General features: G+C 55.4%; 20 protein-coding genes and 2 tRNA genes. 10 read left to right on the forward strand and 12 right to left on the reverse strand.

What is annotated here, in order from left to right:
* Window positions 1–94: 94 nt before the first annotated feature.
* On the reverse strand, window positions 95–637 hold the full coding sequence (locus AS189_RS02475) for a peptidylprolyl isomerase (RefSeq protein ID WP_062286103.1): 543 nt from the start codon (window positions 635–637) through the stop codon (window positions 95–97).
* Window positions 638–747: 110 nt separating this feature from the next.
* Between AS189_RS02475 and AS189_RS02480 the strand changes: the two genes are divergently transcribed.
* Entirely contained in the window at window positions 748–1779 is a 1032-nt protein-coding gene (locus AS189_RS02480; protein WP_237759948.1) for a hypothetical protein, read from the forward strand.
* Between the two features lie 96 nt (window positions 1780–1875).
* On the opposite strand, the gene AS189_RS02485 is transcribed toward AS189_RS02480, so the two are convergent.
* From AS189_RS02485 to dnaA, 11 genes are all read right to left on the reverse strand, one after another.
* A complete protein-coding gene (locus AS189_RS02485) occupies window positions 1876–2754 on the reverse strand; it encodes a DMT family transporter (RefSeq protein ID WP_062286107.1) in 879 nt (292 codons plus the stop codon).
* 105 nt (window positions 2755–2859) lie between these two features.
* Window positions 2860–2935, reverse strand: a tRNA-Ala gene (locus AS189_RS02490).
* A gap of 196 nt (window positions 2936–3131) precedes the next feature.
* Window positions 3132–3205: transfer RNA gene (locus AS189_RS02495), tRNA-Ile, on the reverse strand.
* Window positions 3206–3346: 141 nt separating this feature from the next.
* Complete coding sequence (locus tag AS189_RS02500) at window positions 3347–3892, reverse strand: DUF3566 domain-containing protein (protein ID WP_062286108.1); 546 nt, start codon at window positions 3890–3892, stop codon at window positions 3347–3349.
* On the reverse strand, window positions 3889–6543 hold the full coding sequence (gene gyrA / locus AS189_RS02505; RefSeq protein WP_062286110.1) for a DNA gyrase subunit A: 2655 nt from the start codon (window positions 6541–6543) through the stop codon (window positions 3889–3891). Before gyrA ends, AS189_RS02500 begins: the two co-directional genes overlap by 4 nt.
* A 70-nt stretch (window positions 6544–6613) precedes the next feature.
* On the reverse strand, window positions 6614–8644 hold the full coding sequence (gyrB, locus tag AS189_RS02510) for a DNA topoisomerase (ATP-hydrolyzing) subunit B (RefSeq protein WP_193393505.1): 2031 nt from the start codon (window positions 8642–8644) through the stop codon (window positions 6614–6616).
* Window positions 8645–9032: 388 nt separating this feature from the next.
* Window positions 9033–9503 carry a DUF721 domain-containing protein gene (locus tag AS189_RS19215; RefSeq protein ID WP_373418232.1) on the reverse strand — a complete coding sequence of 157 codons (471 nt, stop codon included), beginning with the start codon at window positions 9501–9503 and terminating at the stop codon, window positions 9033–9035.
* A gap of 119 nt (window positions 9504–9622) precedes the next feature.
* Entirely contained in the window at window positions 9623–10879 is a 1257-nt protein-coding gene (gene recF / locus AS189_RS02515) for a DNA replication/repair protein RecF (protein WP_062286114.1), read from the reverse strand.
* Window positions 10880–10890: 11 nt separating this feature from the next.
* Window positions 10891–11787 (reverse strand): phosphogluconate dehydrogenase (NAD(+)-dependent, decarboxylating), encoded by an 897-nt coding sequence (gene gnd, locus AS189_RS02520; protein WP_062286117.1) that lies wholly within the window; start codon window positions 11785–11787, stop codon window positions 10891–10893.
* A gap of 50 nt (window positions 11788–11837) precedes the next feature.
* Window positions 11838–12962, reverse strand: a complete 1125-nt coding sequence (gene dnaN, locus AS189_RS02525; RefSeq protein WP_062286119.1) for a DNA polymerase III subunit beta — start codon at window positions 12960–12962, stop codon at window positions 11838–11840.
* Between the two features lie 460 nt (window positions 12963–13422).
* The gene (gene dnaA, locus AS189_RS02530; RefSeq protein ID WP_062286120.1) at window positions 13423–14859 is read right to left on the reverse strand and encodes a chromosomal replication initiator protein DnaA; all 1437 of its coding nucleotides are present in this window, start codon (window positions 14857–14859) and stop codon (window positions 13423–13425) included.
* Window positions 14860–15426: 567 nt separating this feature from the next.
* On the opposite strand from dnaA, the gene rpmH reads away from it, so the two are divergent.
* From rpmH to AS189_RS02570, 9 genes are all read left to right on the forward strand, one after another.
* The gene (gene rpmH, locus AS189_RS02535; protein WP_011776797.1) at window positions 15427–15564 is read left to right on the forward strand and encodes a 50S ribosomal protein L34; all 138 of its coding nucleotides are present in this window, start codon (window positions 15427–15429) and stop codon (window positions 15562–15564) included.
* A 54-nt stretch (window positions 15565–15618) separates the two neighbouring features.
* A complete protein-coding gene (gene rnpA / locus AS189_RS19220) occupies window positions 15619–16020 on the forward strand; it encodes a ribonuclease P protein component (RefSeq protein ID WP_082633995.1) in 402 nt (133 codons plus the stop codon).
* A gap of 81 nt (window positions 16021–16101) precedes the next feature.
* Window positions 16102–16437 (forward strand): membrane protein insertion efficiency factor YidD, encoded by a 336-nt coding sequence (yidD, locus tag AS189_RS02540; RefSeq protein ID WP_337589224.1) that lies wholly within the window; start codon window positions 16102–16104, stop codon window positions 16435–16437.
* 18 nt (window positions 16438–16455) lie between these two features.
* Entirely contained in the window at window positions 16456–17421 is a 966-nt protein-coding gene (gene yidC / locus AS189_RS02545) for a membrane protein insertase YidC (protein ID WP_062286122.1), read from the forward strand.
* A complete protein-coding gene (locus AS189_RS02550) occupies window positions 17421–17948 on the forward strand; it encodes a protein jag (protein ID WP_062286124.1) in 528 nt (175 codons plus the stop codon). The genes yidC and AS189_RS02550 overlap by 1 nt, the downstream gene beginning before the upstream one ends.
* Before the next feature lie 85 nt (window positions 17949–18033).
* Window positions 18034–18672: a 16S rRNA (guanine(527)-N(7))-methyltransferase RsmG gene (gene rsmG, locus AS189_RS02555; protein WP_062286133.1), complete on the forward strand. Its 639-nt coding sequence runs from the start codon at window positions 18034–18036 to the stop codon at window positions 18670–18672.
* 74 nt (window positions 18673–18746) lie between these two features.
* On the forward strand, window positions 18747–19802 hold the full coding sequence (locus tag AS189_RS02560) for a ParA family protein (protein WP_272946733.1): 1056 nt from the start codon (window positions 18747–18749) through the stop codon (window positions 19800–19802).
* A gap of 89 nt (window positions 19803–19891) precedes the next feature.
* Entirely contained in the window at window positions 19892–20905 is a 1014-nt protein-coding gene (locus AS189_RS02565; protein ID WP_062286135.1) for a ParB/RepB/Spo0J family partition protein, read from the forward strand.
* Window positions 20906–23035: 2130 nt separating this feature from the next.
* The gene (locus AS189_RS02570; RefSeq protein WP_062292795.1) at window positions 23036–24418 is read left to right on the forward strand and encodes a 3' terminal RNA ribose 2'-O-methyltransferase Hen1; all 1383 of its coding nucleotides are present in this window, start codon (window positions 23036–23038) and stop codon (window positions 24416–24418) included.
* Window position 24419: the final 1 nt, after the last annotated feature.

The following is a 24419-nucleotide window of genomic DNA, read 5'->3' on the forward strand; positions in this document are numbered from 1 at the left end:
AGACGGATCCTAATAAGAGGTATATAAGGAAGGCTTTGGTTGCCAGGCACCCATGAAGGCACCTGGCAACCAAAGCCAGGAGGTCAAGCGGGGTTTAGAGCTCTACGACGCTGATGGAGTTGATGACAACGTCTTCGCGCGGCTTGTCGCCCGCACCGGTTGCAACGCCTTCAATGGCATCAACAACGGCCTTAGAGGCCTCGTCTGTGACGTCACCGAAGATGGTGTGCTTGCCCTGGAGCCAGCTGGTGTTCACCGTGGTGATGAAGAACTGTGAACCGTTGGTCCCACGGCCGCCCTGGATGCCAGCGTTAGCCATGGCAAATTTGTAGGGGTCGTTGAAGTTCAGGTCGGGGTTGATCTCGTCGTCGAACTGGTAGCCCGGTCCGCCAATGCCGCGACCCAGGGGATCTCCAGCCTGGATCATGAAGTCTTTGATGATGCGGTGGAAGATGGTGCCGTTGTACAACGGGGCGTTGGTCTTTTCGCCGGTGCCCGGGTGGGTCCATTCAATGGAACCCGTAGCCAGGCCAACGAAGTTTGCCACGGTCTTGGGAGCGTGGTTTCCAAAGAGGTTTACCTCAATGTCGCCCAGGCTCGTGCTGATAGTTGCTTTTGCGGTTGGGATAGCAGTCATGGCGTTATTCTGTCATGCGAAAATGAGAATATTCTGTCAAGACATGCCATTCCGCGCCCGGCGAACTGCTAGGTGATAGCAACAGCGCTCTGCTCGACGTAGGCTAAATCATGAAACTGCTGACATCTGGAGGAAACGTGAAGAAGGTCGACCGCTTTACCCAAGGTTTGGAAGATTCATTGAACACCAGTGTGGACACTGCCCGTGAATGGGCTGCTCCACATGTGGAGAACGCCAAGGACTGGACGGCTCCACGTGTTGAGGCGGCACTGGGCTGGGCTGTTCCCCGCATCGAAAAAGGCATTGAGCACGCTTCCCCCATCGTTCAGGATGGATTGCGCAAGGCTGCTCAGTACACGGCCGACGGCGTTGCGGCCGTGACCCCAAAACTTCAGGAGGGCCTTGAAAGATTGGCACCAAGGATTTCCGATGCTGTTGATGACGCTACCCCGCACATTCATGACGCACTGGAAAAGGCTGCTCCTGCCATCACCAGCGCCAAGGACAAGGTGGTGGATGACTTCTTCCCACTCGTTTCGGGGAAGCTGGGCGATGCTGCCCATGCGGTTGAGGTTGCCCTTGAAAAGTCCAAGGTTTCCCATCAGCTGGCGATTGCTGCGGCCAAGCTAACAGGCAACAAGAAGGCCTTGGCTCAGGCTGAGAAGGCAGCTGCTGAGGCAGCCAAGAAGTTTGCCGCTGAGATGAGCAAGGCCGCCAAAAAAGAGAAGCGTAAGGGCCGTGGCTGGATTGTGGTGGGCGTTGTTGTTGCCGCCACTGCCGCCGGAGTTGCAGCATGGAAGGCTTCCAAGCCGGTAGCTGATCCATGGAAGACTCCCGCTCCCGTTGCTCCTGCGGTTGTGCCGGCTCCTGTTGCTGCTCAGGCATCGGTTGCTGTGCCCACTCCTGTTTCCGCGGACGACGGCGTTGCCACCAAGGCTGCTGAGTCCGCCGAAACAGTGGTCGAGAAAGCAAAGGACGCTGTTGCGGAAGCATCCCAGAAAATTGGTGACGCTGTTGACGCCGCCAAGGAAAACTTGGGCGATGCTGCCACCGATGCCAAGGATGCAGCCGTGAAGGCCAAGGACGCTGCTGTCGCTGCCACGGATGCTGCGACGCCTAAGCCGAGGGATCCAAAGCACTAACTTGCACTAAACGCCAAGGAGGGGCCGGGAGCATTGCTCCCGGCCCCTCCTTGGCGTTTAACGGCCCTGTCTGCTGTCTGCTGGTGGTGGACAGCCCTATTTCTTGATGCCTTTCTTGATGCCGCTACGCCCTTGGCGCAACACCACCATGGCCAGGCCGGCAAGGATTAGCCCCAAACCTGCGTATGTGCCCGGAGGCAGCTGCTGGCTAAGAAAGACGCCGGCCATAATCGCAGCGCCGGGAATTTCAAGCAGAATCATCATGGACACCACCAACGGGGAAATGGTGGCCAGCAGATAGTTGAAGATGGTGTGGCCAAAGAGCTGGGCAGCCACTGTCACACCAACAATGCCCCACCAAGCCTCGGGCGGAATGTTGACCAGCGGTTGGCGAAAGACCAAACACAAGGCGAGCAGAATTAGCGAACAAATACCGTAGCAAAGGCTTGAGTAGACACCTATTGAGAGGCTTTTGCGGGCCTTTGAGCCAGCCATGGTGTAAATAGCGGCAAGTATGCCGCCAACTAGGGCTAGCAGGTCACCCACCAGCGCCTCACGGGAGACACCCATATCAAAACCCGTAATGACCACCACACCCACCATGGCTGTTCCTAGGCCCATGAGGACCGGTCGTGGCGGCTTTGATCCCTGGAGCCACTGAAATAGCGCAATCCAGGCTGCTTGCAGGCATACAAGGGCCGTAGCGGCCGCAACCGTTGTCATCTTTACTGAAGTTACGAAGCATGCGAAATGGAAGGCCAAAGCAGTTGCTGCAATTGCGGTGTACTTGAGCTCAGATCGAGTCAGTGACTTAAGGAACCCGGGACTACTGATCGCAGTTGGTGCTCCCAGCACCAAAGCGCCGAAAACATTGCGCCACAAGGCAATCGTCAAGGCCGGGGCCATGGTGGCCGCCATGATGGGTCCGGAGGCTGAAACACCCAAAATGCCTACAACGGCCAGAATAAAGATCACTGATCAAGACTAGCCAGTTCCCGCAGTCCCTAACGCCACAACAGGATTGGCAGAGTTGTCCACATACAAAAACAACCCCGGTCTATTGACCGGGGTTGTTTCTCATGGTGGAGGCACGGGGACTCGAACCCCGAACCCCCTGCTTGCAAAGCAGGTGCGCTACCAATTGCGCCATGCCCCCATGAGGCTGATTCAGTATATATGAAACACAGTCAAAAGATTCAATTCACTGAATCTGTTGCCTTACTCCACGTTGTCTTCACAACTTTGGTTTCCCGCCATTTCTTGGTCAGGAATACTGCTGCAGCCAAAGTTCCGATCGAGATCAATAACTTCTTCACTACACACCATCCTTCCACAAGAACCGGTAGGTTCCGTGGGCGCACCTGGACTTGAACCAGGGACCTCTTCGTTATCAGCGAAGCGCTCTAACCGCCTGAGCTATGCGCCCTTCTTAGCCCTCATCGGGCCGAGATAAAACTTTACCCCACACATTCCCAAAGTCCCAAATCGGCGGGTTCGCGGGTTCGCCGAACCCGCCGATTTAGAGCACTGGAAACGCTTTTTCGCGAGAATTCGCGGTTTTTGTTACTTAGTCATCGGTCAGAGTTACACCGATGCCACCCACCAGGGTGGCTGAGATGTTGTAAAGCACTGCCGAAAGTACCGAAAGTGTGGTCAACAGCACAACATTGACCACGGCAACGATGGTGGAGAACGATGCAACCTGACCGAGCGAGACAATAGCCAGGAGGTCGAAGGGAACTCCACCCTCCTTGCCCTGAATCTCATTGACGAAGGAGTTAACCGTCTCAAACAGGCCCATGGTGTCCAGCACCGACCACAGCACGATTGCTGCAATCACCGTGACAATGCCTAGTGCCACCGACAGCAAGAACGCCATCTTCAGCACTGACCACGGATCGACCTTGCTCACCAGCAGGCGGGCGCGGCGGGCCTTGGCCTTCGGCGCGGGCTTTACCAGTGCCGGCGGCGTCTTAGGAGCGGGGCGCTTCGCAGCAGCTGCTCCGGCAGTCGCCGGACCGCTCGTAGGGCGCTGGGCTGGACGCGCAGGGCGTGCAGGTGCACCTACTTTTGGTGCGGACCCTGGCCGCGGAATCGGGTTATTGGTGCTCAATCAGTGCCTCCAGTTGTTCCGTCTTGAGACGTTAACGGTACTTCATCAATCTGCCGGTCTCCCTCTAAATCGCCGAGAATTGGGGTCTCAGGACTTTCTGGGGCCTCAGAATCCGTTGATTCGTCATCCTCTTCAAGGCCGCGTTCGCTGTTGCGAGCAACCTCAATGATCTTGTCGTTCTTGTCTGGCTTAGCGAAGATAACACCCATCGTGTCGCGCCCCTTGGCGGGAACTTCCGAGACGTTGGAGCGCACTATCTTTCCGCCGCTCATCACCACCAGAACCTCATCATCCTCTTGGACGATCAAGGCCCCTACCAGATCTCCGCGATCCTCCACGAGCTTGGCAACCTTGATGCCCAAGCCGCCTCGTCCCTGCAAACGGTACTCCTCGACGGCCGTACGCTTGGCATAGCCACCTTCTGTGACAATGAACACAAATGAGTCATCGGTAACAACATTGGCCGCCAGCAGTTCATCAAAGTCACGGAACTTCATGCCTGTCACACCTGATGTTGCCCTTCCCATGGGGCGCAGTGCCTCATTGGTGGCGGTGAACCTGATGGACTGGCCCTTGCGAGAAACCAACAGCAAGTCATCAGAATCGGAAACCAACTGAGCGGAGACCAGTTCGTCGCCGTCACGCAGGTTGATGGCAATGACACCTGCAGAGCGGTTGGTGTCGTAGTCCTCCAGCGATGTCTTCTTGACCAGTCCGTTCTTAGTGGCCAATACCAGGTACGGAGACTGCTGGTAGTCCTTCAATTCCATAACCTGAGCGATTTTCTCGTCAGGTTGGAATGCGAGCAGATTGGCTACGTGCTGCCCCTTGGCATCGCGGCCGGCCTCGGCAAGCTCGTACGCCTTTGCCCGGTAGACGCGGCCCAGGTTGGTGAAGAACAACAGCCAGTGGTGCGTGGTGGTCACAAAGAAGTGCTCCACGACGTCGTCGCCACGAAGCGCTGCACCCTTGACGCCCTTGCCTCCACGGTGCTGTGAACGGTAGTTGTCGCTGCGCGTGCGCTTGACATACCCGCCGCGGGTAATGGTGACAACCATTTCCTCTTCAGGAATAAGATCTTCCATGCTCATGTTGGGGTCATAACCCATCATGATTTCTGTGCGGCGGTCATCCCCGTAGCGGGCCGTGATATCTGCCAGTTCATCGCTGACAATGCCGCGCTGAATTTCAGGATCCGCCAGGATCCGGTTGAACTCGGTGATCATGGTTTCAAGCACAGTGTGCCTGTCGGTGATCTTCTGGTGTTCCAAGGCAGCAAGACGACGCAACTGCATATCCAAAATGGCCTTCGCCTGGATCTCGTCGATATCCAGCAACTCAACCAAACCATCACGGGCTTCCTCTGTTGTCGAGGAACGTCGGATGAGAGCGATGACCTCATCGAGGGCATCCAGAGCTTTCAGGAGACCACGCAGAATATGAGCTTCTTCTTCTGCCTTGCGCAGACGGAAGCGCGTACGGCGCACAATGACATCCATCTGGTGTGTCACCCAATGACGGATAAATGCGTCAAGCGGCAATGTTCGCGGCACACCATCAACAATTGCCAACATATTGGCGCTGAAGTTTTCCTGCAGTTGGGTGTGCTTGTAGAGGTTGTTCAATACAACCTTGGCAACCGCATCACGCTTGAGGACAATCACCAAACGTTGGCCGGTACGGCCCGAGGTCTCATCACGCATATCCGCGATGCCGGAAATCTTGCCATCCTTGACCAGATCGGCAATCTTGATAGCCAGGTTGTCAGGGTTCGCTTGGAACGGCAGCTCAGTCACAACCAAGCAGGTGCGGCCCTGAATCTCCTCAACATTGACAACGGCACGCATGGTGATAGATCCGCGTCCCGTACGGTACGCATCCTCGATGCCCTTGCGTCCCAGAATCTGAGCACCAGTGGGGAAATCGGGTCCCTTGATGCGCTCAATTAGTGCCTCAAGGAGTTCCTCGCGACTCACCGTCGGGTTAGCAAGGTACCACTGCACTCCTTCAGCAACTTCGCGCAGGTTGTGGGGCGGAATATTGGTTGCCATACCCACGGCTATACCAGAGGAACCGTTGACCAAAAGGTTCGGGAACCTTGAAGGCAAAATGACGGGCTCTTGATTCTTGCCGTCATAGTTATCCTGGAAATCGACAGTTTCCTCGTCGATGTCACGAACCATTTCCATGGCAAGTGGGGCCATCTTGGTTTCCGTGTAACGAGGTGCAGCGGCACCATCGTTACCGGGGGACCCGAAGTTTCCCTGTCCCAGAGCCAAGGGGTAACGCATGGTCCAGTCTTGGATCAGGCGAACCAAGGCGTCGTAGATCGAGCTGTCACCATGGGGGTGGTACTGACCCATGACCTCGCCAACAACGCGGGCACACTTGTTGAAGGAACGTTCCGGGCGGTATCCGCCGTCGAACATGGCGTACAACACGCGGCGGTGCACAGGCTTAAGTCCGTCACGAACATCCGGCAGTGCACGGCCAACAATCACGGCCATGGCGTAGTCGAGGTAAGAGCGCTTCATCTCCGTCTGGAGATCGATTTGCTCAACTTTGTCATGCATTAGATTTCCGTCAAGAACCTCTACATCCGTGGGCTCCACGGTCGGTTCTGAGGGATTCTGAGGTGTTTCGTCGCTCATAATCTTTTATATTCCATTCCCAATATATGTCTAAGTTTCTCTATGGCTAGTGAGGCATATCTACCTCTTGCTAGATGTCGAGGAACCTGACATCCTTGGCGTTTTGCTGAATAAAGTTACGTCGTGATTCAACGTCTTCGCCCATAAGCGTCGAGAAAACCTGGTCAACTTCTGCCGCGTCATCCATCGTGACCTGAAGCAAGGTGCGGTGTTCGGGATCCATGGTGGTGTCCCACAGCTCGGTGTAGTCCATCTCGCCGAGACCCTTGTAGCGCTGGATTCCGTTGTCCTTGGGGATACGGCGCCCGGCAGCAGCTCCGGCAGCCAAAGCCGCGTCGCGCTCCTTATCGCTGAACACATAATCATGCGGCGCATTGGACCACTTGATGCGGTACAGCGGAGGCTGGGCCAAGTACACATATCCGCTTTCAATCAACGGACGCATGTAGCGGAATAGCAAGGTGAGCAGCAACGTGGTGATGTGCTGGCCGTCAACGTCGGCATCTGCCATCAAAACGATCTTGTGGTAGCGGGCCTTATTGACGTCAAAGTCTTCACCAATGCCTGCGCCGAAAGCCGTGATCATGGCCTGAACTTCGGCATTTCCCAATGCCCGGTCAAGACGGGCACGTTCCACGTTAAGGATTTTTCCTCGCAGCGGCAGAATTGCCTGGGTTGTTGGGTTCCTTCCGCGGACAGCCGAGCCGCCTGCAGAGTCACCCTCCACGATGTAAATCTCGGACAATGCCGGATCCTTGGACTGGCAATCCTTAAGCTTGCCCGGCATGCCACCGGATTCCAGAAGGCCCTTGCGTCGGGTGCTTTCCCGAGCCTTGCGAGCTGCCAAACGAGCCATCGAAGCCTGGATGGACTTGCGAATAACATCTTTGGCGGGACCGGGGTTACGTTCAAGCCAATCGCCCAAACCATCCGTCACAACGCGCTGAACAAATCCCTTCACCTCGGAGTTACCCAATTTGGTCTTGGTCTGGCCTTCAAACTGTGGTTCAGAGAGTTTGACGGAGATGACGGCCGTGAGGCCTTCACGGATGTCGTCCCCTGTGAGGTTGTCATCCTTTTCACGGATGATGTTCTTCTCACGCGCGTAGCGGTTGATCAATGAGGTCATGGCCGCACGGAAGCCCTCCTCATGCGTTCCACCCTCATGCGTGTTGATGGTGTTGGCATATGTGTGGACGCTTTCCGAGAAGGAAGTGGTCCACTGCATGGCAATTTCTACGGCCATGCTGCGTGAAGAATCCTCTGTTTCAAAGGCAATCACGTCTTCGTGGACCGGCTCGTACTTCTTTGAGGTGTTCAGGTGCTTGACGTAATCAAGCAGTCCATCCTTGTATTGATAAACAACAATGCGCTTACCCGTTACAACGTCTTTACCCTCCGGAATGGCATCCAAATCCGGGTCTTCATCCGGTGATTCCAGCACGGTGCGCTCATCCGTGAGCGAGATTTTCAGGCCCTTGTTCAAAAAGGCCATCTGCTGGAAGCGGGCCCGGAGAGTCTCGAATTCGAACTCCACCGATTCAAAGATGGTGGGGTCCGGGTAGAACGTCTGGGTGGTACCCGTTTCGGTGGTGGTTTCGCCCTTGACCAGAGTGCCCTGAGGCTTGCCGCCATCCGCAAAACTCATGCGCCAGACATGACCCTGACGGCGAATCTCGGTATTTACCAGACGCGAGAGCGCGTTAACAACAGAAATACCAACGCCGTGCAGACCGCCGGAGACCGCGTAGCCGCCACCGCCAAATTTTCCGCCAGCATGCAAAATAGTCATGACCACTTCAACAGTGGGCTTACCTTCTGTGGGGTGAATATCCACGGGAATGCCGCGACCATTGTCGATCACTCGCACTCCACCATCGGAAGTCAGAGTGATATCGATGTGGTCACAATAGCCGGCGAGGGCCTCATCAACAGAGTTGTCAACAACCTCGTAGACCAGGTGATGCAAACCACGCAGGCCTGTGGAGCCAATGTACATACCAGGACGTTTCCGGACGGCTTCCAAGCCCTCCAAAACAGTGATGTCACTCGCGTCGTAGTGGCTAGTATCGGCCGGCACGGACGGTGTTGCGGTATTCACTTCCGCGCTTGGCTGTGTGCTATCCGGCTCTGGATTCACGGCACTATCCGAATTGTTCGTCGTCACAGGCGCGTTCGACCCCTTTAATTGTTCAGCTCGATTGCCAACATCGGGGACGGGCAGACTGGCGTCGCCCGTGCTTTGATCTCGTTGAAGGCAGATAAATACCGCTCCCAACGAAAACCTGAAACCTTATCACAGCGCCGCGGAGAGACGGTTATAGTGCGATTCTACCTTGTGACGGACACATATGACGTCTCAACCTGCCCTGAAAGCCGAGAAAACCGGCTTAGAACGCAATTGTTTGGCGTTCTTTAAGGGGATGTACGCCCGTAAGGGTTTGAAACGCCCTACAGCGCCTTGATCAGTTTTCCCACGCTCGCGTTCGCTACCCGTAGGTATCTCTGGGACCACGGCCCTTGACATGCCGAAAACCCTTGCGCCAACTAGGGGCTGAGGGCCCCAAAACCATAATTTTGGTGACAACGCCCTGTCCCAGATCCTGATCAAATTTTGCCAACAGTGATGAGGAGAGAAGCCGCAGCTGTGTTGCCCAGCTCGTGGAGTCGCATCTAACGTGCAAGGTTGTGGCCTCAAAACTTTCCGGCCGGCAGTGGCCCGCAATTTCTGGACCCACTAGAGCATCCCACTGGGCCATCACTGAGCCAACAGCCAGTGGAGAACTCCACCCTCGATCGGAGACAAGTCGGCTGACCACATTCCCCAAACCCTGGGGATCCCTGCCACCACCGTATTTGGCGTCCATGAAAGGTTTGCGTTTACTTTTTGGTGTGGATTTCTCACCGAGACGGTTCCTTGAAATCCGCAGTTCCCCACGACTCTTCGCTATAGTCCGCATACGGTTCAGCGCAGCCTGAGCGGCATCGACTTCAGTGGCATGGTCCTGAGCGGCTGCTTCTCGGCTGCCTTTTTTCCCTGTCGGATCGTTTGCAGAAAATCCCGCAGACGGCTCAGTCATCACAAAATCACGCCGCCGGGAATGACCTTGACTGTGGACCCGGACAATTCCTCGGGAATGTCTTCGCCCACCGCAGCCGTCACCAAAACCTGCTCGGCAGCTGCCACCATAAGCGCCAACTTTCGGCGCCGTTGGGCATCCAATTCAGCGAAAACATCATCAAGAATCAGAATGGGCTGATTTCCTGCCACATGTTTATCTTCGTCCAACACATGGAATGACGCCAAGCGCAGCGCCAAAGCAATTGACCAGGATTCCCCATGCGAGGCATAGCCACGCGCGGGCGCATTACCCAACAACAGATCCAACTCATCGCGATGGGGACCCACCAGCGACATGCCACGTTCCAGTTCACGAGTTCTGGAGGCAACCAATTCTGCCCGGTACCTTTGTGCCAATTCCTCAAGTGAACACAAAGAGAGATCTTCCCCATCGGGCACCTCCGGGAGAGCACCGACGGAAGGCTCCCCGAAAGCGTCGGAGGAAACGGCGTCGTGCATATCTCGGTAGGCAGGTTCCGGCTCAGATGCTAGGACTTGCTGATCAAGACTGCTGCGGTAGAGTGCGCGCAAAACCTTGGATCCATCGGTGAGCTGGGCATAAGCCTCCGCCAAATGCGGGCGCAGCCTGTTGAGTAGCTCCAGCCGTGCCAGAAGCAGCTTAGCGGCAGCCACCGCCATATGTTGATCCCACACATCCAGCGTTGCCAGGTGTGATTCGGAAACCCCTGACCGGGAAAAATGCTGGGATCGTGCGGATTTCAGCAGGGCATTGCGCTGCTTCAGTACCTTGTCATAGTCGCTGCGGGTGCCCACATGCTTGGGCAGTAGGACCACTAACAGCTCGTCCAAGAAACGGCGACGATTGCCAGGATCACCCTTCACTAGCGCCAAATCCTCAGGAGCAAAAAGTACCGTCCGGCAGAGGCCCAAAATGTCACGGGCTCGCACCGGATTAGCCCGGTTGATGCGCGCCCGGTTTGCTCGAGTCGCGTTGATTTCAACCTCGACCATAACTTTTTGCTCACCCCGCACCAACTGTGCCCGGATGAGTGCCGCCTCGGCACCAAAACGCAACAGAGGGCCGTCCTGACTCACCCGGTGAGATGAGAGTGTAGCCAAATAGCCGATCGCTTCCACCAGATTGGTTTTACCAAGACCGTTGGAGCCAACAAGAACCGTGACACCAGGCGCCAACGTCAGATCAACTTGTGCGTAACTGCGGAAATCGGTCAGTGACAGATGTTCAAGATACATGGAAAGCTGAGTTACTCAGTGCTGGGACTGGCTGGTTTTGTTGCGTGACCGCCAAACTGGTGGCGCAGTGCGGACACCATTTTCATGGCTGGGGAGCTGTCCTCACGGGAGGAGAACCTGGCAAAAAGTGCAGCCGTGATGGCTGGAGCAGGCACCGCATTGGCGATGGCTTCCTCCACAGTCCAACGGCCTTCACCGGAATCTTCCACATAATCGTCAATGGTTTCCAGCCCCGGATCTTCGTCCAGCGCCTTGACCATCAAATCCAACAGCCAGGACCTCACTACGGTGCCTTTTTGCCAAGCACGGAACGTTCCCGGCAGGTCCGCAATGATGTCCTTCTTGGCCAGAAGTTCGTAGCCTTCTGCGTAAGCCTGCATCAGACCATATTCAATGCCATTGTGGACCATCTTGGCGTAGTGACCTGCACCAATTCCACCCACATGAACGAAGCTATCCGCGCGGTCACCTTCGGGACGAAGTACGTCCAGTACTGGCAGTGCCCGCTGAACATCTTCGGCGGAGCCGCCGGCCATAAGTCCGTAGCCGTTTTCTAGTCCCCAGACACCTCCGGAAACACCAACATCCATGAATGAAATACCCTTGTTGGCAAGCATTTCGCCGTGCTTCTGATCCTCGGTAAAACGCGAGTTTCCACCGTCAACGAGCAGATCTCCGGGTTCCAGCAACTCCGAGAGATCTGTGATGACCGCTTCAGTGATGGCACCTGAAGGGACCATCACCCAAATCAGCCGTGGTGCCGGAACGCCGGCAACGAGATCTGCCAAGGAGGGCACATCCGTGACCTCGGGATTGCGGTCATAACCAGTTACTTCAATGTCTGCTGCACGCAGGCGGGCCCTCATGTTGAAGCCCATCTTTCCTAGTCCAACAAGTCCAATATGCACGTTTGGTTTCTCTCTTCCGTGTTTTGGTGGGGGATTGGCAGCAGGTGAGATTACTGGGAAGGCAACCTTACGGGCATGACCAGGTAGCGGTACTCGTCGCGACGTTCGCCGTCGATCTCGTCCTGGGCATTGATCATGGCCGGCTTGGGTGCTGAAGTGAATGAGAAACGAACGTACTTGCTGTCGAAAGCACTGAGGCCTTCGCTCAAGTAGTGCGGGTTGAAGGCAACCGTGATTTCATCGCCGACCAGGGCCGCTTCCAAGTTCTCTGAAGCCTGAGCATCCTCGCCGGTACCGGCATCCAAGGTGAGCTGTCCGTCGGTAAAAATCAAACGAACCGGGGTGTTCCGCTCTGCGACAAGCGAAACTCGACGGACGGCCTCTGCCAACGCGTGTGTTTCCACAGTTGCGTAGATTGGGGTGCTGTCAGGGAAAAGCGAGCGGATCTTGGGGTAGTCGCCATCAACCAACAATGAGGTGGTTCGGCGTCCGCCACTTTCAAAACCAATGAGTTCGCTGTTGTCTGAGAGAGCAATGTTGATATTTCCAGAGCTGCCCAGCGTTTTGGCGACTTCGCTGAGGGTCTTGGCCTTGATCAAAGCTGCTGCGGAAATGTTCGGAGTGGAAGGATTCCAGCGAACTTCGCGCAGAGCGAGCCGGTACCTGTCGGTCGCCAGGAGAGTGATCAGATCACCCTCGATTTCCATCTTCACACCGGTGAGGACCGGCAGGGTGTCATCCTTGCTCGAGGCAATGATCACCTGTGAAACGGCCTGAGCAAAAGCTTCACCGTCAACTGTTCCACTGACTTCTGGCAGTGCTGGAAGTTCCGGATAATCGCTGACGGGCATAGTGGCGAGGTGAAAACGGCTGCTTCGGCAGGTCAAAGTGACTTTATTGCCGTCGGTCTCAACATCAACAGGCGCGGCAGGAAGGCTACGGCAGATATCAGCCAGCAACCGTCCGGAAACCAGAATGGTTCCCTCTTCAGAAATGTCCGCAGGGATTTGCAGACGCGCTGAGATTTCGTAGTCAAAACTGGCCAGGCTCAGGGTCCCTGCTTCGGCTTTCAGCAACAGTCCCGAGAGGACGGGGACAGGAGGCCTGGGGGACAAGGATCGTGCGGCCCAGCTGACTGCTTCAGTCAGAACATCCCGTTCGACTCGGAACTTCACGGAAGGGTGCCGCCTTTCAAGGTTTACAAAATTTGGATAGTGCTTTCGGAACCGTCCAAGAACGAAGCGGCACCGTTGTTTTGAATTACATGCTTGCAGACAGCTTAGCCCCTTGGCCAGCTCATCTGGGCATTGGTCCTTGCCCTGTGCGGGCCGGTTTAGGGCAAAAGGTAAATGTTGTTTGAAACGAAAGATTCTTGTAGTTCGTAGTGTTAATAAGTCCTGTGGATACTGTGGATAACTGCCTCTCGGCACGTGGTCTAGCTGATGTTGGCTGTGCACAGTCTGTGAGGCTGCCCCGCTTTGAGCTGTGGGGAGCGGTGGAGAACTTTTTTGTGACTTTTAATGATCCACAGGTAGGGGTGGAGTTATCCGCAGGTTGGGGATAGTTGTACCCCGGTAATCCACAGGCTTATCCACACCTGTTAATTTCTCAGATTTTTTTGCCCCGCTCCGCGGGTCATCCCTCGCGTTGCTGCTGTTTGATCTTGTTTGTCAGCTCAGTGACTTGGTTGTAAATGGCGCGCCGCTCAGCCATCAACTCGCGGATCTTCCTGTCAGCATGGATCACTGTGGTGTGGTCCCTGCCGCCGAATTCCTGCCCAATTTTCGGCAAAGACATGTCCGTCAGCTCACGGCAGAGATACATGGCAATCTGGCGGGCGGTAACAAGGGTCCTGGTCCGGGACTTGCTGCACAGTTCTTCCAGCGAAATATTGAAGTAGGCGGCTGTCTGGCCAAGGATCGCTGTCGAGGTGATTTCCTGAGCGCCGTCGTCAGTGATCAGATCCTTCAGGACCAGTTCGGCCAAGCCAACATCTACCGGCTGGCGGTTCAGGCTGGCAAATGCCGTGACACGAATGAGTGCGCCTTCAAGTTCCCGGATATTGGTTGAGATCTTTGAGGCAATGTATTCCAGTGCATCGTCAGGAGCTGAGAGCCCTTCGCCAATGGCCTTCTTGCGCAAAATAGCGATGCGAGTCTCAAGTTCTGGTGGCTGGACGTCAGTGAGCAAGCCCCACTCAAAGCGTGAGCGCATACGTTCCTCAAAACCTTGCAGACGCTTGGGCGGCAAGTCAGAGGTGATGACTACCTGCTTGTTGTGGTTGTGCAAGGCATTGAACGTATGGAAGAACTCTTCTTGGGTGGCGTCCTTGTTGGCCAAAAACTGAATGTCATCAATCAAGAGGATGTCCACGTTGCGGTACAGCTGCTTGAAGCTGGCACCTTCGTCATCACGAATGGAGTTAATGAAGTCATTGGTAAATTCCTCGGAATTTACGTAACGCACCCGAATTCCGGTGTACAGACGCCGCGCATAGTGGCCGATGGCATGCAACAGGTGTGTCTTACCAAGGCCCGAATCCCCGTAAATAAACAGCGGATTGTAGGCCTTTGCCGGCGCTTCAGCCACGGCAACAGCTGCTGCATGTGCAAAACGGTTGGAGGCACCAATCACAAAGGAGTCAAAGACGTACTTGGGGTTGAGCCGACCAAACTCCTGCGATGTGCTGGGCAGCATCGGAGAAGGCCTGGAATTATGTTCCACCGGTTCGCTACGAGCAGTGTTCTCAGTACGGACCACAACCTGAGTTGGGACGGGCTCTTCTTCCTTGGCCGGCGGCACCAGATCAGCATTGACGCTAAAGGCACAACTGATTTCCTCGGAAAAAACCTGGGACAGGGCATTGCTCAACGCAGTGTGCAGCTGGTTTTGAAGTACCTCGCGGGTGAGTTCGTTGGGTACTGCAACCAGCAAGGTGTTGCCAATCAGTCCCTGAGGCTGGGTGAGAACCACAAAACCACGTTGCCGGGGTGAAACCCGTTCGTCCTGTTCAAGAATCCGAATGACTCGCCGCCAGGAACTGCCTACGTCGTTGATGTCCTCAGTGCTCATGGACCTTTCCATCCTTACTGCCGGCCGTGGGGCCAGAAATCTCTTAATTCACACACACATTGCGCGTGACCTCTGTTACACACGTCAAAGTAAAATTTTGACCTGCGCAGATGCTCCAAAACGAAGTAATCCACAGAGTTATCCACATCAGTGGATAACTTGCCACGGGCCTAGCCTAGAGGATGGATACGCTAGAAGATAGCTAAGAAAAGTGCTTGTGGATAAATATCACAGCGGCGTAGTCCTCAGCGTCTCATCCACAGAAGTTGTCCACCTAGTTATGCACAGCTGTGGATGAACCCCTGGATGGGCCGTTTTGAGGGTCAATAGAGCCAATCTGGGGTCGAATCGACGCATCCGAGGTGGCGGATCCAATGCCCCGGTTTGACTGGCGGCCTTCCCGTGACCTAACGTTGTGAAGTCCCATGTGTCTGTTTTGCGCTTCGGCGTGCGCTTCTCTGTAACGGAGGAGTGAATCGAGCAGGCATCCATTTACTTAGCGTCGACCCCTTTCTTACCTGTTAGCTACGGGCAAGGCGCATCTTTGATTGTCTTGGAGTAACTACCGTGAGCAAGCGGACTTTTCAGCCGAACAACCGCCGTCGTGCCAAGAAGCACGGCTTCCGCCTTCGTATGCGCACCCGCGCCGGCCGCGCCATTCTGGCCGCCCGCCGTGGCAAGGGTCGCGTAGAGCTGTCGGCCTAAACAATAACTGCTTGGCGATTCGTCGAGCCTTAGTGAAGTAGCGGTTGATCGCAGGTGCTAGCCACCAAGAATAGAATGCGGACTTCCGCCAACTTCTCAAATACTGTACGTTCCGGTGTCCGAAATGGACGCCGGAACGTAGTGTTATATATGGTGTCCACTTCTGATGCTGAGCCCAGCCAAATCGGGTTCATCGTGGCGAAGACTGTGGGGAACGCTGTGACCCGCAATCTCGTTAAAAGGAGACTGAGGGAAATTGTTGTTGAGACAATTAAGGCGTATCCACAGGGAGTCAATGTAGTAGTGCGGGCTTTGCCCGTGTCCGCGCAGGCTTCCTTCAGTGACCTAGTCATGGACTATCGAAAAGCATTTTCCACTGCCTCGACCCGTTTACGGGAGAAGGCGGCGGGCTCTTCGCCATTAATTTCAACACCCACAGTTGACAAGGCACCATGAGTCAAAAGGAGAAGATGCTTTGTGACCCGTTCACAAACTCGAAGCAGCGTGCCCAGGTGGCTTGCCGCCGTCGTGCGCTTCGTGTGGCATGTTCCCCGAAATATTCTTATAATAGTTTTGAAATTATACCGGCGCGCCATCTCACCCATTTATGGGCAGGTGTGCCGGTTTTTTCCGTCATGTTCGGCCTATGCCTTGGAGGCTGTGACTGTTCACGGCGCCGTCAAGGGTACGTGGTTTTCGCTGAGGCGGATTGTGCGGTGTCACCCTTGGAACGCGGGCGGCTTGGACCCGGTTCCTTCGCCGGCGGTTGTCAATTGGGACGACCCAACCAAGGTGCCCATGATTGTCCAGCTGAACCACCCGGATGTATTTCTGGCCAAGCAACAGGAAACGCAAAGTCGCAACGCGGCTTGAGGAGATAGATAAAGAACTATGGGCTTCTTCGATACAATTCTGTTCCCCTTCAAATGGGTCGTCTCTTGGATCATGGTTACCTTCCATGATGGCTTGACCTTCCTGGGGATGGATGGCGCTTCCGGCGTTACCTGGACCCTAGCCATCATCGGCTTGGTGCTGGTGATCCGTGCCGCATTGATTCCTGTCTTTGTGAAGCAGATCAAGGCCCAGCGCGGGATGCAGGCACTGCAGCCGGACATGAAGAAGCTGCAGGCCAAGTACAAGGGCAAGACTGACCAGCTGTCCCGTCAGGCCATGGGTCAGGAACAGATGGCGCTGTACAAGGAACACGGCACCAACCCGTTCTCCGCATGCCTGCCTATGTTGATTCAGATGCCCTTCTTCTTCTCCCTGTTCCAGGTGCTTTCCGGTGTGGCCAAGGCCAATGCCGAAAGTAAGAGCATCGGCGCCATGACCCACGACCAGGTCATGCAGTTCGATACCGCGACCATCTTTGGTGCCCGACTTTCTGATGCGCTGCTTCCTTCCTTCCAGGGTGGCAATCTGACGCCGGCGATCGCCATCCTGTCGATCGTCATGATTCTGGCCATGATCGCCTCGCAGTTCATTACGCAGAAGCAGATCATGTCCAAGAACATGTCTGAAGAAGCCATGCAGGGCCCGTTCATGAAGCAGCAGAAGATGATGCTCTATGTACTGCCTCTCGTCTTCGGTATTGGTGGCATCAACTTCCCCATCGGTGTTCTCATCTACTGGACCACCACCAACCTGTGGACCATGGGTCAGCAGTTCTTCGTTATCCGCCGCATGCCCACCCCCGGGTCACCCGCGTACAAGGAATACCAGAAGCGTCGCGAGGCCAAGGGCCTGCCTCTGCTGGGTGTCTCGAAGAAGAAGGTTGAAGAGGAAGTCATCGAGGAGACTCTTGAGCTCAAGGGCCAGCGGAACCAGCCACAACGCAAAAACAGGAAGAAGAAATAATGCCTGAAGAAACGCAGCTTGTCCCTGAGGAAGCAACCGCTCCGGCGGAGTCCGGTTCCAGCCGACTGGAAGAGGAAGGCGACATCGCCGCCGACTACCTCGAAGAGCTTCTTGACATCGCCGATATCGATGGCGATATTGACATTGAGGTTCGCAACGGCCGCACCTACATCTCCATCGTTGCTGATGAAGAGGGCGATTCTCTAGCCAGTCTTGTAGGACAGGACGGCGAAGTCCTTGACGCACTTCAGGAACTGACCCGTCTGAGTGTCCTTTCTGCCACGGAAAACAGGTCCCGGCTGGTCCTGGATATCTCCGGATACCGCGGCCGCCGGAACATTGAGTTGGCCAAGATTGCCCAGGATGCGGCAGATCAGATCAAGGATGGTCAGGAGTCGGTGGCGCTGGATCCCATGGGAGCATACGAGCGCAAGATTGTGCACGACGCCATTGCCGAACTGGGTCTGGAATCCGAATCCGAGGGCGAAGGCCCCCGCCGCCACATTGTGGTGAGCGCTGCGGAGTAAGCAGCATTTTTTCAAGAGTTACTAAACGGTCCCGGCCGCTGCCTCAGGGGAGCAGCCGGGACCTAAATTTTATAAGGACACAATAGTGGTGGAACTTACGGAACAAGAAGCGGCTGCGGCTGAGCGCATTTTCGGCGATCAGTTGGACCTTGCCAAGCGCTATGTTGAGCACTTGGCAACATCGGGCATTGAGCGCGGGCTGATCGGTCCTAGAGAAGTACCCCGTTTGTGGAGCCGACACGTCCTGAACTGTGCCGTCGTGGCTGAGCTGATCGACGACGGCGCCAAGGTCGCCGATGTGGGCAGTGGGGCTGGCCTCCCGGGCCTCTGCCTGGCCATCGCTCGTCCCGATCTATATCTAACGCTCATTGAGCCGTTGGAGCGGCGTGTGGTCTGGCTCGAGGAGGTAGTCATGGACTTGGGACTTTCCAACGTGGAGATCATCCGCTCGCGTGCAGAGGCTGCAATTGGCAAGGTGGAATGTTCGGTGGTCACCGCGCGGGCTGTCTCTGCCCTGAAGACGTTGGCTCCCTTGACGATTCCGCTTTTGGGTGGCCAGGGTGAGCTTCTGGCAATCAAGGGCCGCAGCGCCGAAGAGGAAATTGCGACAGCAGGTAAGACGATCAGGAATTTGGGTGGCTACGAAACGTCAATCGTGATCGCCGGCCAGGATGTCTTGGAAGAACCCACAACGGTGGTTCGCGTGAAGGTCAAGCGGCGCTGATCGCCACAGCGGTGGGAATGAACCGATAGGCTAGAGGTTGGCAAACATCGCCACAGGAAAGTGAGAGTGTCAGCGTGACCAGTAGCGAAGCAGCTTCGCAACGGATCCCTCCGTTCATGACATTGGGGTCGGCACGTTCTAATGCCTCAAATCAATCAAATTCGGTTGATAAGCGTTCACATAGCGTCAACTCGACTGTTTCACGTGAAACAAAGGCGGATGCATTGAGTCCAATGGATGACGCCTTTGATGACAACAGTCCTATTGCCAGCCAGTTGGTCAGCGAGACCAGACGACGTGAGCGGCTGCTCGGGAGGAAACTTCCCCGCCCGGTAGAGACGCGTATCCTGACTGTTGCCAATCAAAAGGGTGGTGTGGGCAAGACAACAACCACTGTCAATATTGCAGCAGCCCTGGCGTCAGCGGGCCTGCAGGTCCTCGTGATCGACAATGACCCCCAAGGTAATGCTTCCACGGCATTGGGTGTCCCTCATCATGCCGATGTTGACAGCATCTATGATGTCCTAATCAATGACGTCCCTATGGCCGATGTGGTGGCCCAGTGCCCCGACATTGCCAATTTGTACTGCGCGCCAGCCACTATCCACCTTGCCGGCGCGGAGATTGAATTGGTCTCCTTGGTTGCCCGTGAACAGCGGCTGCGTCGAGCTATTGACGAGTATGTGAAATTCCGTGCCAAGAATGGTGAGGCGCGCCTTGATTTCATATTTATTGACTGCCCGCCAAGCCTTGGACTACTGACAGTCAATGCGTTCTGTGCAGCCAATGAGGTCATGATCCCCATCCAGTGTGAGTACTATGCACTGGAAGGTTTGAGCCAGCTGCTGAAGAACATTGAAATGATCCAAAAGCACTTGAACTCAGATTTGGTGGTCTCTACTATTCTGCTGACGATGTACGACGGACGCACCAATCTGGCCGCCCACGTAGCGGCAGATGTGCGCGAGCACTTCCCCGAGCAGGTTCTGCAAGCAATGATTCCGCGTTCCGTTCGAATCTCGGAGGCTCCCAGCTACCAGCAGACAGTCATGACCTACGATCCCTCCTCAACGGGGGCCCTGTCATATCTGGAAGCTGCTGCTGAACTGGCCGAGCGGTCCACGGTTTAAAACGATTATTCGGCTAGAATCTTTGCAATTCACTATGAAATTCATCAGAAACCACACAACCCGGGTTTCATTCAACGGAGGATGTCTCAATGACTGACAAGCGCAGGGGTCTTGGCCGTGGATTAGGAGCCCTGATCCCGAACTCTTCTGGCGATGAGACAGGATCCTCACAGCCCACACGCCCCGTGGACCTGTTTTTCCCGGAGCCCAAGAGCCGTAAGGCAGCAACAACTCCCAGCAGGACGGCGAAGAAGCCAGCTCTTGCCGAGCAGCCGGAACTTGTTGAAGTTCCAGGCGCAACATTTATGGAGTTGCCGGTTGGCGAGATCCATCCCAACCGTAAGCAGCCCCGTTCTGTCTTTGATGAAGACGATATGGCTGAACTTGTTCATTCAGTCCGTGAAATTGGTGTTCTGCAGCCCATCGTGGTCCGTAAATCCACGGAAAAGGGTGATCAGCCGTACGAATTGGTCATGGGTGAGCGCCGTTGGCGAGCAAGCCAGGCCGCCGGACTGGCTACGATCCCTGTTATTGTCAGGGAAACTACCGATGACAACCTGCTCCGTGACGCGTTGCTGGAGAACTTGCACCGTAGTCAGCTCAACCCTCTCGAAGAGGCAGCTGCTTACCAGCAGTTGTTGGAGGATTTCGGCACCACTCACGAACAGCTGGCAGACCGGATTGGCCGCTCTCGACCTCAAGTCTCTAATACTCTGCGGTTACTGAAGCTTCCTCCGGTGGTTCAGCGTCGGGTGGCTGCCGGAGTCTTGTCAGCCGGTCACGCACGCGCATTGCTGGCATTGCCTGATGCTGTATCTATGGAGAACCTCGCACAAAAAATCGTGGCTGAGGGTATGTCCGTCAGGGCCACTGAGGAAGCTGTTCAGCTTCACCATGCTCCGCTTGACGGCAAGAAGGCGGCTGGAAAGAATCCGAGCCCACGTCATGAGCGCCTGGATTTCCTGGCCACTTCACTGGCTGACAGACTCGATACGAATGTCAAGATTTCTTTGGGCGCGCGTAAGGGTAAGGTCAGTATCGAGTTTGCATCTGTCGAAGACCTCAACCGCATCATGGATGTTTTGAGCCCCGGCGGTCATTAGTAGCTTTTAATGAAAGCGGCGGTGTTTCACGTGAAACACCGCCGCTTTCGCGTTTAAGTCGGTTCTCCTGGATTGATCCTAAGGAGTCATTTTTTGAGGTGCATTGGTGCGGGATGAGCTGCAAGTGCGCGGAAATTCGACGTATTCATGAGTGTGAGGCGATGTTTCACGTGAAACGAGGAATGGCACTGAAGCCGTCGTGTTTCGACGGTGTTGAGAAATATTGGTTCAGTTACTGAAACCCAGTCCTGAAATCCATTCTTGCGGCAGAGTTCACTGGCGGACGGACGGGTTCTGATTCCATGGAGCCATGCGGATGAAATAGCGTTCCGACAGCCCACGTTCCTGAGAAGGCTTGTGTCGGTGGCGGGGGCAGGCCCTGGGAGTGCACTGGGCAGGAATTGGATCACTAATCGTGGCGACTCAGTTGAAAGGCGATTAGACGAGAAATGGGGCTCTCCGGGTACTGCAACTACCGGGTGCACTGACTCTCGGAGGACGAGAAATTCTGTGCGTGTCTTGTGAGAACTGAACTGACAATTGCCGCAATGGACTCCGCCAGACACCGCCCGTGGATCTCCAGGGGGAGCCCCGCAGCTACGCGAGGCCTGTTAGGAGCTGCCCTGGAGACGATTTTGGAGCCTCAGTCGCAGCTGCCGAGCTTCCCGGCTAGTCGGCCTGCTCTAGGCCCTCAGAGGGGTGTTGGTGGCTGCTGATGGACTTCGTGGCATCTGAGGCCCGCGCTACTGGCGTTAGCCGCGAAGGGAACTGCCGAGTGAAGCAGTGAAGAGTAAGAGTAAGCGGGGCTCAGCAAAGAAATCGCAAAGCCTGAAACTTCCATCCAATACTTTACGACTGAATGCGACGCGTCGGCGTTGTATGCGGATCCAGGGTTTCTCCTCCGATTCAGATTTTGGATTGTCCCGATCGCCATCCATTGAATCGTGAGTTTGGGGTAGATGGTGTCACTCGTGATGGGCCTACTGCGCGCGAGGTAACGCTCATCGATCGTGAGCGTTCTACCAGTGTCGGCTTTCAGCCCTTTTGTCATTCACATCGGCAAGCGTTTCACGTGAAACATGTAGTCCTATTGCTTGGGATCGCGGTGCTACGGGCGTTGTGGGAGGCGACACTGTTTTGGTTCAAACCGCTAGCCCGCCCTGCCAACAGCCACTGCGGCCACTGTTGCAATCTTGGCCCTGCCGCAGGGAACATAAGCGTCCACCTGGGCGAGGGAGAGAAGCTGCCTCCTGAGAGGTCTGTGTATTCATATAAGCGGCAGAGTCTTTGAATAGGGAATATCCTCGGTTGGTACCTGAGCAACATGCGGGTGATGTGAAATATCGCCGCCAGTTGGACATCAGCTCTGGTCTACGCTGTGAGGCCGGAGCGCGTGAGTTCGTTGGGTTCTCTGGATATCGCGAAAGGTTAGGGGAGCCGATTCTATTGCCGGCGTGGGCGTACGGGGCTCCGGGCTGTCTTGGGTTCTGCGGGTTCCACTGCGTGGTGAGGGCCGCGTGTGCCGTCTTGTTCCCCGTAGCGTGTGTATCGGTTCTGCGGCCGGTTGAACACGAGGGAGTTGTCATTCATCAGCTCCTGTGTTGATCCGTGCCCACGCATCGCCAGTTCGTGCACTCACTTCACATTTGCCCCGTTCTCATGCGGTGCCTGCACAGAAATGCCCACGTCAACGCGGGTTGGCCCATCATGCGCCGGCCAAATCACAGTCGCCCACTCGTTGGGCAGGCGGCACACTAACGTCATCTCCGAACAGCTCCTACCAGCCCGTAGCTGGAAAGTGGCTGCACCCTAGTCTCAGCCGAAGGCGCCACTCCGCCTCAAGGCAAGGTCGCTTGGATCGTAGCCTGGTAGTGGATTGTCCGCGGGCTGCAATCCCGGTCATTGACCACGACGGAGTTGCCCGCCCGCTAGGTGTCGACGTAGCGCTTGGGCTGCACACCGACTTGTGTGCCACCGTTACCTAGTAAAGCTGTCCACCATCTGTATGTTTCACGTGGAACGATGCACCATCAAAGGGGACGAATATTCGTTCAGCATCCATGTAACGAACTGCGCTACAGGATGCGTAGATGTAGGGTGAGTCGGACAACGCAACTACTTGGGGGTAACTTGCTCGTCACGATTACTTACATCGGTCCGGACGCGAGCGATCTGGGCTACCTTCTCCATAAGAAACCCGGCAAAGTTCAGCCCTTCGATCTCAATGTGGGGATAGCCACCGTCTTCTACCCTGAGGTCACACCTAAACGGTGTACGGCAGCGCTACTCGTAGAAGTAGACGCAATTGACTTGGTGCGCAACAAACACATTCGGACGGGAACGCAGGACTCGTTAGATCACTACATAAATGACAGGCCATATGTGTCGTCGTCCCTCATGTCGGTTGCCTTAGGGAAGGTGTTCAGCACCGCCATGAGTGGAAGATGCAACGAGCGTCCTGAACTTGCCGCTAGCCCCCTGCAGTTGGTCATTCAACTCTCATCGGTTTCGGTCTCGGGTGAGCCAGGGTTCGCCACTAGCCTCTTTGAGCCGCTTGGCTGGAGGGTCAATGAAGTCCCTATCCCTTTGGACTCAAAATTTCCCAACTGGGGGGACTCCGCTTATGTGAAAATCACGTTGACAGGCACGATGCCGCTCAACGATGCACTACGGCAGATATATCTCTTGTTGCCCGTCATGGAGGATGCCAAACACTATTGGGTCTCCGACGATGAAGTCGAAAAACTCATGCGAGCCGGTGCTGGCTGGTTGGAGACGCATCCGCAGCGGGAAATCATCATTCAACGATATCTGGCTCATCAGAGAGGTATGACTGAAAAAGTAGGCTTTCTCATCAATGAAGAAGGGGAAATCGACACTGGAGAACCTGCCCAGTTGGTACCGGCAAGGAAAGCTCTGCGTAGCCTGAGAGTTGAGGCCGTTCTGACGGCACTGGATGAGGTTGGTGCTCGAAGAGTTGTTGACATGGGCTGTGGCGAAGGGGCCTTGTTGCAGAAGCTATTCTCCGACCCGACGTTCTCCTCGATTGTTGGTACTGACGTATCTCCCCACATGCTCAACAGGGCCGAAGAACGTCTAGGATTACGCGAGCTTAGCGATAGGCAAAAGGAACGAGTACGTCTGCTGCAGTCCTCTGCCACTTATCTGGATGACAGATTGAGAGACTATGACGCAGTTGTCCTGATGGAAGTGGTGGAACACATTGAGCCAGAGCGGCTGGCTGCGTTAGAGAATTCTGTTTTCGGGTACGCACAACCAAAGACCGTCGTGGTTACCACACCCAACGCCGAGTTCAACTCCCTGTATCCTCTGCTCCCGTCAGGTTCCTTTCGGCACCCAGACCATAGATTTGAATGGACACGAGCCGAATTCGATCAATGGATAGTGAGCATAGCTTCTACCTACGGTTACAGCGCTGAACGTCGAAGTATCGGGGATGCTGATGAGCATCTTGGTCCACCAACACAGATGGCAATCTTCAGGAAGGCATGAT

It is taken from the genome of Arthrobacter alpinus (assembly GCF_001445575.1).
GTDB lineage: Bacteria > Actinomycetota > Actinomycetes > Actinomycetales > Micrococcaceae > Specibacter > Specibacter alpinus_C.